This window comes from Psychrobacillus sp. NPDC096389, from assembly GCF_044762855.1.
In the GTDB taxonomy this organism is placed as follows: Bacteria; Bacillota; Bacilli; order Bacillales_A; family Planococcaceae; genus Psychrobacillus.
The window spans coordinates 970,076-983,121 of the sequence record NZ_JBIWFB010000001.1 but is presented as its reverse complement, the minus strand read 5'-3'; the positions used below and the strand labels follow the sequence as shown (position 1 = coordinate 983,121).

Sequence of the window (13,046 nt, the reverse complement as noted above, 5' to 3'; positions counted from 1 at the left end):
CTTGTCGCAAAAAACATTGGCTGAATGAAGTTAAAGTGGTACGGACTCCGTAATATTTATACGATTTTCTTCTTTCTCTAAACTCAATAAAAACAATCGAATCATCCATGCTTCTTCAATATAAAATTCTGATCCAATCCGTTCGAACGGTTCTGACATTGCGTCATATCGTTTCTCATTCAACACATAAAAAGGCTCCTGTATCGGAAAACGAAATGCTCTTGAATCATTTTGTACATATAATCCTTTATCTGTATCATTTAAAGTGTACTCTAATGCGGTAAGCAATGGTTCCGCTGCATATAAAACTTTTCCGTCTCTCATCAATAACTTCATCTCTTCTTGTTGAACCCCATTTACATACAAAGCACGTGGATCTTCAAAAAGTAAAGGAAACTTTTCCAAATCAGCTTGTTCATTCTTTTGAAAGAAAGAAGTTTTCAAATCGATTGTTTCTGACAAGAGCTTGTCTAATTCTTTAGCATTTAACGGATGATTTTTAGTCAATATTGCTTTCCATTCTGTCATCTGACTTGTTGTCAAATAATTATTAACTGTTTCATACATCCAAATCGATTTTTCGGTTCCAATCGGACGTTCCATTAAAAAACTACTAATTACTTCGGCAAGCAATGGACTTTCTCCGTTTAAATCATATTGTGATTGAACACTTTTTACTGTTAAATCGCGTTCAATGGAATCCATATCTTTACCTAATACAAATGCTATTCGTGATGATTTAATATTATTTTTATTTTCAGTGAAAAGCAAGGTCATATGCGTACTATTTGGAATATTCAAGCTATCTAAGCGTGCACGCACTTCTTCTGAAAGGTCTTCCGGTGAATAGACTGTAAAATAATCGTTTTCATATTTCACTGGAATTATTTCCTGTTGCCAATATAAATCGGTAATATCTCCAACACCATATGAAAAAGTATAATCGATTAAATCTAACGATGTAGTGCCAATTACAGGTAATCCGCTAACCCACATCCCTCCTCTTTTCAACTCATCCGTCACATGAAGCGTTGTGTAGGAAACTCCACCTTTTTCAATTTTCGCTAAAAAACCAGTTAATAATTTTCCATCCGTTAATCCATCAGCTAAAGGAATTTCATAGGAGATGCTCTGCTCGGATGAATCCCCTTCAACGAACGATATTAAATCATCCGATAATCGACTACAACTATCACTCGTACTCACATCACAGCTTCTATTTTCACTCGAAATAGGCCATGAAATAGTCAATGGTTGTTGCGGTAAATGACGGAAATGTTGCTTTACGATGACGCTGTCACTTTTAAATGTCAATGCGATTTCTTGTTCATAAAAAAAAGACTGCTTCTCTTCTTCCAAACTAGAGGAATAAACATGGTATTGAAATAAAAGCAATACACTATTTACAACAACAAGCGACATCATCAAAAAACTTATAACAAATTTCATAGAATTTTCCTCCAACAAAGTGGTAAGATGGACTGGAAAGGAAGTGATACCATTGATTCAACGTTTTATAGAACTAGGTGAAGGTTATGCGGATGTATTTGAGCTCTGTGAACTCACTCGTTTAAATAAAAATCGTATACACCATGCATTTATATTCACATCTAAAAAAGAAGAGAAAGAGTACTTTTCCATTGCAGTTGCTTTAAAACCAATTAATAACGCCAATTTTTTCCCAATATATATATGTCGAGAAGGAATACCAAAAAAGGAACTGGTACCTAAAAGACTTTCCATATTTAATGAGACGCTAGAAACATTTCAAATTAAACCAATCCAAATTGATATGAAACATTCATCCACTTTTGTAGATACAAATTTATACTATCAATATGTGATCGGCGTTTTACGATTAAATAATTTAATACCGCCATTACAATAGATTTGAAAACGTTATAAACCAATTTTATAATCGTATTCTTTCGCTTTATCCGGTTTACTATTTTCAAATTCCGTTTTTAAAAATGGACGGTATGATTCAAGTATTTCTTTGACAAATGGAAGTTTATTCATCTTCTGTTTGGCCGTCTCAATTTGATCTTGATCACAATACAACACGACATACTTCAATTTTTTTGATATATAGTGGACATGGCCATATTTTCTTAATGATTTGGCTTGTTTTAAATGATGCACATAGACAATTAATCCTTGTCTTTCTGTCATACTTTTTCCCCTCATTTCTTCCTCTTTAGGATAACATAACCGGGAAAATGATAGCAACAACAACTAGCTGACAGTTGTTTGTCTAAAAGTTATAATTAGAAAAGCTAAATGTTAAAAAGGAGGTTAAATCGATTAATGGGAAAAAAAACAAATGTTGCATTCGCTATTGCTGCGGCTGCTGGAGCAGCTTGGGCAAGTTCAAAAGCTATTTCTAAACCACAGATTCGCACTCCAAAAGAAGCACTTGAATACGAGCAGCCTATCATCCTTGCTCATCGAGGTGGTGCATTATTAGCTCCAGAATGTTCGCTTGCCGCTTTTGAAAAGGCAGCAAAATTAGGAGTACATGGATTTGAAATAGATATACGACTGACGAAAGATGAAGAGATTATCGTCTTTCACGATGAGCACTTAGACAGAGTGACAAACTTAAGTGGTAAAGTGGCAGATTACACATTAGCCCAATTGAAAGAAGCCGATCTTGGCTATCACTTTGTCGATTTAGAAGGTGCTCAAATCTATAGGGGATGTGGTGAACAAATAATCACATTAGGTGAGCTTCTCGATACATACCCGCAAATGCTTATCAATATAGATATTAAAGATGCCCCACAAACATATGAAGGTAGTTTAATGCCTTCTAAGCTTTGGAGACTACTAGAAGAAAAACAAGCATATAAGCGTGTAGTAGTTACTAGTTTTTATGATGAACAAATAGATCGTTTTAACTTGTATGCACAAAATACGGTTGCCTTAGGTGCTGGCGAAAAGGAAGTAAAAAAAGCATATACTGCGTATACGAGCCAATTTAAACACTTATACCATCCAAAGGCAGATGTGTTTCAAATTCCGGTGAAATCCGGCGTATTTCCGCTCGATAGTGTAGGGTTTATCAAGTTCATCACTTCTTTGAATATACCTGTTCACTATTGGACTATTAATGATCCAGTAGTGATGCAGAAATTGATAAAAAACGGTGCTAAAGGAATTGTCACCGATCGTCCCGACCTAGCCATCGAAGCATTAAAATTAGACTAAAAAGGATGTGTGCAAAAATATGCACACATCCTTCGTATTTCTTATGCAGAACAAGAGCAAGCGCCGCCCGTACCACAACCACTTCCGCAGCTTGAGCCACCGGATGAAAAAAACGGGTTGCTTACAGGAACTTTTACACCTTCTGAAACAGATTTACCAATTAGCAAGCTCACTTCATCTAAAAGATCTTGCAATTCATTTTCCGCAACCTTTAATGTTGCAACTTCATCCACCATGTCCAAGTTTCGTTTAGTTACGCGAATATCTTTCATAACTTTCGAATAGTCAGGATGGTATTTTCCGAATCGTTGGACCTCTTCATATTGGTCTTTCAGTTTCGTAAAATGATTAATTTCACGGACTAGATCCGAATTTGTATATACAGCACGATGTGCATCTAAGTATTGATAAAATTGTTCAGAGGAAAGAACCATTGTACATAGCATATCTGATTGGTCCATTATAGTGGCCCATTCATTGGTCATTATCATTTATAAAACCTCCACTCACTGTATATCATAACAGAAATGGAGAAATAAATGCTAAATTATTAACTTACTGTTAGGAGAAAAAATAATGAATGAATTACAAACATTACTTAACCAAGTAACGGAAAATGCAACAGATACAGACATGACTCTGCTAAAAGATTTTCTAACAGGGTTACAAAAAAAGCAACAAACAAGCGATACTTATTTAAATTCCCTTCTCCAGATGGATATACAATTCGAGCAGGATACATGTATCGTCACTTTTCCAATTACGCCACTTTCTTATAATACATTTGATAATCCACACGGTGGTATCATCGCAACACTAATGGATAATGCAATGGGATACCTCGTTAACAAAGATTTACAACCAACAGGAAAAGGTGCTGTAACGACGAATATGAATATTCATTATGTGAAAGCAGCTTCCGAAAAATCTTTGATCGCTACAGCGTCCTACATACATAGAGGTCGCCAAACATTAGTGCTCGAATGTACAGTCACTCAACCAAACGGCAAAAGAATTGCTCATGCCACGGGATCATTTTTTGTTATTAATCCACCAACTTCTTCAAAATAATTACGGACTACTTCATGATCAGAAAAAGGGACAACGAGACCATGAGCAATTTGTTCTTGCTCATGTCCCTTTCCTGCTATTAAGATAACATCTCCCTTTTGGGCAGTTTGTAAGGCTAACTCGATTGCTTTTTTACGGTCAGGTTCAATCATGACTTTGCTAGGGTCCACTCCACTTACAATTTCTGTAATAATGTCTTCTGGACGCTCATCTCTTGGATTATCGGAAGTGATAATTGCTTTTGTTACATATTTTGTTGCAACTTCCCCCATACCTTTTCTTTTTTGTCTATCTCGATTTCCCCCACAGCCAAAAACTACATAGATGTCTTTTTTTGCATAGGAAGTAATAGTAGATAAACAAGCTTCCAACGCATCAGGTGTATGTGCATAGTCAATTAGCACTTCCACCCCTTTACTATTAGGAATTTGCTCTAACCGTCCCTTAGGGAGCATCAGAGCTTTTATTTCGTCAAAAGGAATATCGAATGCACTTAAACATGCTATTGCCGCTGCTATGTTCATCCCATTATAATAACCACTGTTTTTCATTTTTAAGTGCACTTCTTTATCCCTTACCCAAAATTTATAAAGGACCATTTCCGTTGAGTAATCTACCTTTTGATAAATAACGTCATTTGTATATTTTTCGCCGAATCGGATAACTGGTAGTATCGTCCTTTCAGCAATGGATTGACACCACTCATCATCATCATTAATAACTAATTGCTTGGAAAGTGTGACGAGTAACTCTTTTGATTTTTTGTAAGGAACCATCCCGCCATGGAATTCTAGATGATCTTTTCCTATATTCAAAAATACGCCTAAATCGATTGGATATACCCCTAATCGATTGTCCAACAATCCTTGGGAAGAAGCTTCTAATACGATGTATTCCACTTTCTGTTCAAAACAAGATTTTACTACTTGTATGAAATCATAAAAAGGCAATGTTGTATTACTTCTAAATTGACCATCCAATTTTTGACCATTTATAAAAACGCCAAGTGTACCAATTACGCACACTTTTTTCTGTTGTTGCATCAGTAATTGTCCTATAAAAGACGCTACAGTAGTTTTTCCATTCGTGCCAGTAATCCCAATTGTTTTTATATATTTCCCGTACATTTCATAGGTCATATAGGAAATTCTCTCTTTTAACAAATGCATATCCGTCGGTAAAATAATTTGTGGAACACTACAATCAGGGATGAAATACTCAGTGAGTATCGCTTTTGCGCCGTTTTGTATGGCTTCTTCTATAAATATTCGATTCCCCGTTTCGGAAACAAACACATCTCCATCTCTTATTTGTTTCGAATGATCGATAAATCTGTTTATCTTAAAGTTCTTCAAGTCACCTTTAATCTTGTAGTCTAAACAATCCAATAGTTCTTTTAAAGGAAAAATAGTAACACACTCCCTACACCATTCTTGTGAGTTCGCATAAAGTAAAATGAATTCCCTGTATCGTATGAACGGAGTGTTTGAAATGTCACGAGTAGAGTGGTTGAAAATATGATAGTGCAAAAATTTGGTGGAATTGCAATGCAGGATCATCAAAGTAGGAAATTGGTTATGGCAAGGATTAAAAAAGCAATAACGATGCATCAACAAGTATTGGTAGTTGTCTCAGCAATGGGAAGAAGTGGTCAACACTATGCAACGGATACATTATTAGATCTAGTACCAAACGCTGTTAATAGTGTGGAAACGGATTTACTTTCCGCATGTGGTGAACTAATATCTGCATCTGTACTTTGCGCAGAGTTAAAAAAAGAAGGAATTTTGGCAACCCTTTTATACGGAAAAAGTGCAGGAATTATTACAAATGATGCTTACGGAGATGCTCAAATAGAAAAAGTAGATACAACATCAATAGCCGCCACCTTCCAACATTTCCATTGTATTGTAGTACCAGGTTTTCAAGGAGTTGCAGAAGAAACACAAACTTTCACTACGCTTGGTAGAGGTGGAAGCGATTTAACTGCAGTCGTTTATGGACATTATTTAAATGCAGATGTCGTGGAGTTTTATAAAAACGTTCCAGGTGTGATGACGTCTGATCCTTTTAGAAATAAAAACGTCGAATTAATTACATCAATGACGTATGCAGAATTACAAAATAAAATAAATGGACCAGTGGAAGTCATACAAAAAAGAGCAGCTAAATTTGCTGCACTCCATCATGTTCCTTTGCATATTCGCTCCCTATATGAAGATAAAGAAGGAACATTCGTTTTTAAGTAATCAGTCTGTTAATGAACCAATTTACAGCACATTTCAAAAACGCAGAAGGTTAGCGGTGGACGAAATGATTGCAAAATTATTACCGAAGGCTTAGTGGTGACGATTAATGAAAAGGCATAAACACAATAGAGATGGACTGAGCAGCCAAAATTTCATCTTTGGCTGCTTTTATATGAATAGGAAAGTGGCCATTCTTTCGTTTTCAACACCTTTGGTACTTTCATTACCCATAAACTACTACACCATTACCCAAAAATACGAAAGGGATGTGACATAATCACATCCCTTTCGTATTTTTTCGATAAAGGTATAGAACTCGTTTAGTTCAAAGCATTTAAAGTTAAAGTAACAATCGTACCTTCTTCATAATAATCATCCATCTGCTTAATATTTTTGTTTAATCAATACTTGCGTCTTTTTTTCTATCTTTTAGTTTTGGCTTAGGTTGTTCGATTAAGTTTTGCGTATAATAGTTACTATAAACTCCTACACCAGTATGTGTGTACCATTCGCCAAGTATTGTTGCACGATGGTCTTTCGAATTTAACCAACCATTAACGGCCTCCCCTGCATCAAAGTAAAAAGCGGCTGTGTTTCCGGCTGCCCGTGTAAAATCAATGGCAGATTCTTTTAATTGATCACTAAATTTAGGAATTTCAAATGTCTCATTTATTACTATGTTATTTTTAGCCATTTCTTCACTATGATTTCTTGCAAGTTGTTGCAAGGCATAATTGGACTCTAACACTTGTAAACCGTGCCGGTGGCGGATAACATTCGTCATTTCTACCACTTGTCTCTCATTTGCCCTATCTATCGAAGCTTGCAGAGAAGAGGCTGGAGTTTCCACATCAATCATCATTCCGTTATATAAAATATCATATGGTTTAAGTTTTAACAGTGTTTTAGCGTCTATATATCGGACTGCCTCTAGCTCTTGATCATCCATATCTATATATAAAATGGCAAACAAATCATTAAATTGCACTAAAATACGCGTATTAATATCTTCTTCTGTTAACGAAAAAGTATACGTATTAGAATCAATAGACATAGTGATTTCCGATTGTACTAGTGTAAACCGATAAATATCCGTGAGCGTCTGCCCTATTTTATATGGAGCGACATCTACATCTCCTCCTATGGCAAATGATTGTACGACCAGACCATCTGAAACTCCGAACAGTCTATATGTTGAAAATGATTCATTATACACCCACCAATCATAATCAAATCCAGATGGTTCGATTCTCACGGGCTTCCCGTACAAATCAATTAATGTTTGAGAAGGCTTTCCTATAAGAGTAGAGATCCCTTCTTTTGGTCTATCGAAAATGGTTAAAGGCTCTGAAACCTCTGTTACTTGTTGTGGTATTAATTGACCAGAGTTGTTTGGTCCCATAATTAGCTCATTTTCCTGAACAGGATTATCCAAATATATAAATATCACCAGTACAATAGTAACAGCTACTAAAATGCGAAATAGATTTTTCATCTCAATTTTCTCCTTAACGATTAATCCGTTATCACTAGTATATCAAGCTTACATGGAAAGACACAATGTTGCCATTGCAACATTTTCAAATTTGAATTAATATTAATGAGAACATATTCTTTGGTAATTCGAACGTGAAGGAGGACAATTCAATGTATTTCGAAAACACAGGTATAGAAAACACTGTCATTGATCTTAATTTATTAGATGATCTTATGAGCAAAAACGGATTAATCCGCGCTGGTCAATGGGATTATGAACGTGTAACTTATGACAAAAAGTATGAGATAAAAGAAGGCACATTCTATCTAAGAGTATTTGGTTTTACAAAAGACGGCGATGTTGGTGCTCACGAAGCAAACATTACATTATTAAAACCAGTAGTCGGCAAACATTATTATCCACATGGGGTAGAATACGGGGAAAATGAAGTATTCCCTAACCACTTAGTAAAATCATGTGAACAAGTATTAGCTGCACTAAAAAAAGACTTAGACGCTTTTGAATTGCAATCGAAATAAGACTTGTATTAAACGTTAGAGAATAATTCTCTAGCGTTTTTTATATGTTCAAATATAAATATGTTGTCTATACTAGGTGGGAGTCTACAGAAAGGAGTATCTGCCATCGTGCTGAAACGTTTTAAAAAAGAATATGTAAAATACATTATAACAGGCATTTTACTATTATTAATTGCAATATTCGTCATCCCAGTATCACTCCCAATTATCTTAGCTTTAGTTACTGCAATCATCATCGAGCCTCTTGTTAAGTTCACCCAGAGAACATTTAAATGGAATCGAAAAATAGCAGTTATGACTAATTTCTTTTTCTTTATCATTATTATTTCAGCCATTATTTATTTTGTTATAACGAAGCTAATCAGTCAGCTCATTTATACTTCTAAAGTAATCCCATTTCATTTGAATAGCTTAACAGGAGTATGGATCAACATACAAAATAACTTGTTTCAATATACAGAAGGACTGCCAAAAGAAGTAGTAGAATCCATTCAAGATAAATTCGATTCCACCTTGATGAGCATGAAAGATGCATTACTCGATTTGCTAAGTTACTCGAATATTACCGCACTTCTTACGAATGTCCCAAACTTTCTAATCAGCTTTATCGTCTTTATTATTGCTTTATTTTTATTTATGTTAGATTTGGAAAGATTGCGCACGAAATTCTTTCGGTATTTATCCGAAGGCACTGCAGAGAAAGTTCGAGTGATGAGTACAAGTATAAAAAAAGTAACAATCGGATTTATGAAGGCTCAAATTTTAGCAAGCTTCATAATTTTAGGAGCGTCGCTTATAGGGTTACTATTTATACTTACGCCAAAATATGCGATCATTATGGCAATTATTATATGGATTATCGATATAATCCCTATCTTAGGTTCTATCATTATTTTAGCACCCTGGGCCATTTATGAATATATTACAGGCGATATTGTATTAGGTACTAAGCTTACGATTTTAGCTATTATCCTTTTAATAATTCGAAGAGCAGTTGAGCCAAAATTAATGGGGTCACAAATGGGCATATCCCCTTTAGCAATATTAATCGCTATGTTTGTCGGAGCGAAACTATTCGGCTTTCTCGGATTTTTAATAGGACCGCTCATCGTCATTGTTTTTATAACCGCAAAAGAAGCGGGAATGATCAAACTTAACTTTAAACTATAACAAAAGCCAACACATTTTGAATGTGTTGGCTTTTGCCTCAGTTATCCACCGATTATCGCTTTAATGACAGAAGTCGTATCTCCACCATGATAAAATACATACAGCAATAAATACACGGCTACTCCTGTGATTGCAACGAAAAACCAAATGACGCTTGTAATGGGACCAATTTTACGATGCTTTGTAATATTATTCTTAAATCCTAAAACAATCGTAACAATTCCAAATACAGCCCCTGTAGTCGCTAATACGATATGGAAAATTAAAAATATTGTATAGTAAATTTTTATATTATCTGGTCCGCCAAATGCGGTATTCCCGATAAAAATTGTTCGTGATGCGTAAATGATGAAAAAAATTAAAGCAGAAATAGCTGCAGCAATCATCGTTTTTTTATGTGCTTCTATTTTACGTTGCTTTACTAATCCCCATCCAATGGCAACTAATACAGCACTTAACACGATGAAAAAGGTACTAATCGTTGGTAACACGGGTAAACTCATCGTCAATTCTCCTTGAATCCATTAAATTTGTTATTTATTATAGCTTGCTTGTAGTTTTAAATCATCTAATGCTTTTTGTGTAATTTCATCAGCAGTTTCCTGCTCTTTTTTAAACCATTTAAAGAATATTGACGCTAAAACAACAGCATATATAATCTCTTGAATAATCTTCATCAAAATACCACCGAGTTGTTGATCCGCTTCAGGCGACATATTAGAAAACAGTTCAGGTCCAGAAAGTGATAAGCCGGATAATGTACTAGTTGGTACACATAATTCCATCGCTTTAAGCCAAGCTTCTCCGTCTGTGTATGTTACATAATTTGCTGTTCCTGAGAAAATAATCAATGCACAAGCTGGAGTTATTAAGATAGCACTACCTACAATAAAACCAATTTTCTTTAACCCGTGCAACCCTTGCTCTCCCTTAATAATATCAACAATAGACCACCACATAAATATCGCTGAAATAAACAAAATGAACGTATATGTTCCATGTAACACTTCATCCATTTTAATATAGTCAAGGATTAAGGGAATATGGTAAAGAGAGAATAATCCAGAAAATACTATTAACGACAATAACGGTTTCGTTAATACCGGAAAGACCTTTCTTACAACTGGTAATTGAATGACAACTTTCCAGACCCACCATGGAATTCCTTTCATCAACAAAGGTGGAATTAACAGTAGTAATAAAGCCATTTGCACCATATGATAGGAGAACATAATATGCGCCATCAAATCTACAGGTGATCCTTTAACAATATAAACAAGTACGATACTCGTTAAAAAATATGCTGCTTCTTGTTTTGTTAAAGGCTCTGAAACTTTGAAGTCTTTACGCCACTTAACTGTTATTAAAAAATATAGAATAGTTATAAACACTAATAATCCGATTAATACAGGGCTCCAGTTAGCTTGAAAACCAAATATACTTAAAGGCATATGTAACCTCACTCCTTTACTTTTACTACTAATCCCATTATATAGCCGAATGTCAATAACTTCAATGAACGAACTATGACAAATGAAAGACTAGCTTTCTCTAAGGTGTTTTACGCAATGTAGGGATAATACGTCGTAGAGAGTTCTATTAGGTGGCCGCTGTGATTTTCGCGGGCGAGTGACGATCCGCTACGTCGCTAACGCTCTTGCAGGGTCTCACACTGTCATGGAAAGTTCCAAAATATAGCTAAGGGCAATCAAAAAGCTGTTGAAAGCAACTAATTCTACACTGAAAGCAACTAAAATCAGCATGAAAGCAACCAAATTGCTTATGAGAGCAACGAATTTCTTACAATAAAAAGTTTACTTGGAGTGAGACGACCATGATTTAGGCAGATTATAGGAATAATATGCCTATAAGCCCATCGAACTCGCCTGGCAGGCATCAGCTCGACTAGTTGGACGAGTTTCTGTCTGGTTCGCAGTGTATATTATCTCGTTCACCATTTATTGTTAATTACGGACACTGAAAAGTCAGTGTTTTATCATTGGATTTTCGCAGCAGGGCGGCGACTCTGAAGGAGGCCAACAGGAGGTTGGTCACAAAGGCGTTGCCACACGATGTGGCGTTCTTAGCCTTTTGTTCCTCTGCCTGAGTAAGATGAGACTTCACAACGTACGCGCGTAGGCGTGGCGGTGAAGGCTCATCACTCACCCCACGGAAAGCGTCCGCCCTGCTGCGAAAATCCCTGCGGACACTTCATTCAACTCTTTACGACGCATTATCCCTAAAAAGTGCCATACCTTCAATGTTTGAAGAAATTTTACACTTACGCGTACCACTAACTTGGGAACTTCCCAACAAAAAAAGCCGAGACTAAGAATTTTCTTAGTCTCGACTTTTGTGTTTAGATTATCCCCACCAAATGATCGTTAAGAACGTAAGGATGAAGATAAACGCGAAGAATGCCCCAACAAACAAGAAATACATCGGAACATTATGATTTTTTTCACTCATATGCATGAAGTAAAAAAGTTGTAATATTACTTGAACTACAGCAAGTAACAAAATTACAGGTGCTATTAAGTACTTAGAGAAGTCAGCCGCAACAGCAGTAAATGCAATTAGTGTAAAGAAAATCATAATTGCAAATGTTGTTATTTGGCCACGCATATCTTTTCTTCTCTGTTGCTTAATATAATTAAATTCAGTTTCTGATTTAACATAAACTTGAGCATCGTGAGACATATTAGCCAACAACTCCCATCAAGTATACTACTGTAAAGATGAATACCCACACAACGTCGATGAAGTGCCAGTAAAGTGAAGCAGTATAGTATTTTGGTGCATTATACAAGTTAAATCCACGTTTTGCATTACGTACAATCAATAGGATAATCCATACTAAACCGATTACAACGTGTATCCCGTGTGTTCCAACTAGTGTAAAGAACGCTGATGAAAACGCACTTTGACTATAGTTAAAGCCTAAATGTACATAGTGATTAAACTCATAAATCTCTAAAGCTAAGAACGTAAGCCCAAGAACAACTGTGATTCCTAACCAAAGTTGCATAGCTTTAAAATTATGGTTTTTCATATGATACATTGCATAAACACTTGTTAAAGAAGAAGTAAGAAGTACCATTGTCATAATGAATACAAGCGGTAATTCAAATAATGACTGAGTAGAAAACTCCATACCACTTGGTCCTTTATTTTTAAGCGCTAAATAAGTAGCAAATAAACTCGCAAATAGTACAGTTTCTCCACCTAGAAACAGCCAGAAACCTAAAAACTTGTTCTTACCTTCCATTGTTACTTGTTCTGGGTGATCCGGCCAAGTTTGTGGGGTGTACTTTTTATTTAAGTCCATTA

The 13,046-nt window shown here is 35.6% G+C and carries 15 protein-coding genes; 6 read left to right on the top strand and 9 right to left on the bottom strand.

What is annotated here, in order from left to right:
- Positions 1–30: 30 nt before the first annotated feature.
- Positions 31–1,449 carry a hypothetical protein gene (locus ACIQ38_RS04595; protein WP_402818624.1) on the bottom strand — a complete coding sequence of 473 codons (1,419 nt, stop codon included), beginning with the start codon at positions 1,447–1,449 and terminating at the stop codon, positions 31–33.
- A 52-nt stretch (positions 1,450–1,501) separates the two neighbouring features.
- Here ACIQ38_RS04595 and ACIQ38_RS04590 point away from each other — a divergent pair, with 52 nt between their 5' ends.
- The gene (locus ACIQ38_RS04590) at positions 1,502–1,888 is read left to right on the top strand and encodes a DUF7147 family protein (protein WP_402818621.1); all 387 of its coding nucleotides are present in this window, start codon (positions 1,502–1,504) and stop codon (positions 1,886–1,888) included.
- A gap of 11 nt (positions 1,889–1,899) precedes the next feature.
- On the opposite strand, the gene ACIQ38_RS04585 is transcribed toward ACIQ38_RS04590, so the two are convergent.
- Positions 1,900–2,172, bottom strand: coding sequence for a YlbG family protein (locus tag ACIQ38_RS04585; protein WP_093263995.1), 273 nt, complete (start codon positions 2,170–2,172; stop codon positions 1,900–1,902).
- Between the two features lie 135 nt (positions 2,173–2,307).
- On the opposite strand from ACIQ38_RS04585, the gene ACIQ38_RS04580 reads away from it, so the two are divergent.
- Positions 2,308–3,210 carry a glycerophosphodiester phosphodiesterase family protein gene (locus tag ACIQ38_RS04580; RefSeq protein ID WP_402818617.1) on the top strand — a complete coding sequence of 301 codons (903 nt, stop codon included), beginning with the start codon at positions 2,308–2,310 and terminating at the stop codon, positions 3,208–3,210.
- Between the two features lie 41 nt (positions 3,211–3,251).
- Here the strand turns inward: ACIQ38_RS04580 and ACIQ38_RS04575 are convergent, their stop codons facing one another.
- Positions 3,252–3,701, bottom strand: coding sequence for a YlbF/YmcA family competence regulator (locus tag ACIQ38_RS04575; protein WP_402818614.1), 450 nt, complete (start codon positions 3,699–3,701; stop codon positions 3,252–3,254).
- 85 nt (positions 3,702–3,786) lie between these two features.
- Between ACIQ38_RS04575 and ACIQ38_RS04570 the strand changes: the two genes are divergently transcribed.
- Positions 3,787–4,281 (top strand): PaaI family thioesterase, encoded by a 495-nt coding sequence (locus ACIQ38_RS04570; RefSeq protein ID WP_402818611.1) that lies wholly within the window; start codon positions 3,787–3,789, stop codon positions 4,279–4,281.
- Here the strand turns inward: ACIQ38_RS04570 and ACIQ38_RS04565 are convergent.
- Complete coding sequence (locus ACIQ38_RS04565) at positions 4,230–5,636, bottom strand: UDP-N-acetylmuramoyl-L-alanyl-D-glutamate--2,6-diaminopimelate ligase (protein ID WP_402818608.1); 1,407 nt, start codon at positions 5,634–5,636, stop codon at positions 4,230–4,232. The genes ACIQ38_RS04570 and ACIQ38_RS04565 overlap by 52 nt on opposite strands.
- Positions 5,637–5,798: 162 nt before the next feature.
- Between ACIQ38_RS04565 and ACIQ38_RS04560 the strand changes: the two genes are divergently transcribed.
- A complete protein-coding gene (locus ACIQ38_RS04560) occupies positions 5,799–6,530 on the top strand; it encodes an amino acid kinase family protein (RefSeq protein WP_402818605.1) in 732 nt (243 codons plus the stop codon).
- Between the two features lie 397 nt (positions 6,531–6,927).
- On the opposite strand, the gene ACIQ38_RS04555 is transcribed toward ACIQ38_RS04560, so the two are convergent.
- Positions 6,928–8,025 carry a CAP domain-containing protein gene (locus ACIQ38_RS04555; RefSeq protein ID WP_402818602.1) on the bottom strand — a complete coding sequence of 366 codons (1,098 nt, stop codon included), beginning with the start codon at positions 8,023–8,025 and terminating at the stop codon, positions 6,928–6,930.
- A 152-nt stretch (positions 8,026–8,177) separates the two neighbouring features.
- Between ACIQ38_RS04555 and ACIQ38_RS04550 the strand changes: the two genes are divergently transcribed.
- Both ACIQ38_RS04550 and ytvI read left to right on the top strand, forming a co-directional pair.
- Positions 8,178–8,546, top strand: a complete 369-nt coding sequence (locus ACIQ38_RS04550; RefSeq protein WP_402818599.1) for a YugN family protein — start codon at positions 8,178–8,180, stop codon at positions 8,544–8,546.
- A 108-nt stretch (positions 8,547–8,654) separates the two neighbouring features.
- Positions 8,655–9,716: a sporulation integral membrane protein YtvI gene (gene ytvI, locus ACIQ38_RS04545; protein WP_402818597.1), complete on the top strand. Its 1,062-nt coding sequence runs from the start codon at positions 8,655–8,657 to the stop codon at positions 9,714–9,716.
- Between the two features lie 41 nt (positions 9,717–9,757).
- Here the strand turns inward: ytvI and ACIQ38_RS04540 are convergent, their stop codons facing one another.
- The 4 genes from ACIQ38_RS04540 to ACIQ38_RS04525 all read right to left on the bottom strand — a co-directional run bounded on the left by ACIQ38_RS04540 (position 9,758) and on the right by ACIQ38_RS04525 (position 13,044).
- Positions 9,758–10,219: a DUF420 domain-containing protein gene (locus tag ACIQ38_RS04540; RefSeq protein ID WP_402818594.1), complete on the bottom strand. Its 462-nt coding sequence runs from the start codon at positions 10,217–10,219 to the stop codon at positions 9,758–9,760.
- Between the two features lie 30 nt (positions 10,220–10,249).
- Complete coding sequence (ctaG, locus tag ACIQ38_RS04535) at positions 10,250–11,167, bottom strand: cytochrome c oxidase assembly factor CtaG (protein WP_402818591.1); 918 nt, start codon at positions 11,165–11,167, stop codon at positions 10,250–10,252.
- A gap of 913 nt (positions 11,168–12,080) precedes the next feature.
- The gene (locus tag ACIQ38_RS04530) at positions 12,081–12,416 is read right to left on the bottom strand and encodes a cytochrome C oxidase subunit IV family protein (protein ID WP_402818588.1); all 336 of its coding nucleotides are present in this window, start codon (positions 12,414–12,416) and stop codon (positions 12,081–12,083) included.
- A 1-nt stretch (position 12,417) separates the two neighbouring features.
- Positions 12,418–13,044 carry a cytochrome (ubi)quinol oxidase subunit III gene (locus tag ACIQ38_RS04525; RefSeq protein ID WP_402818585.1) on the bottom strand — a complete coding sequence of 209 codons (627 nt, stop codon included), beginning with the start codon at positions 13,042–13,044 and terminating at the stop codon, positions 12,418–12,420.
- Between the last annotated feature and the right edge of the window lie 2 nt (positions 13,045–13,046).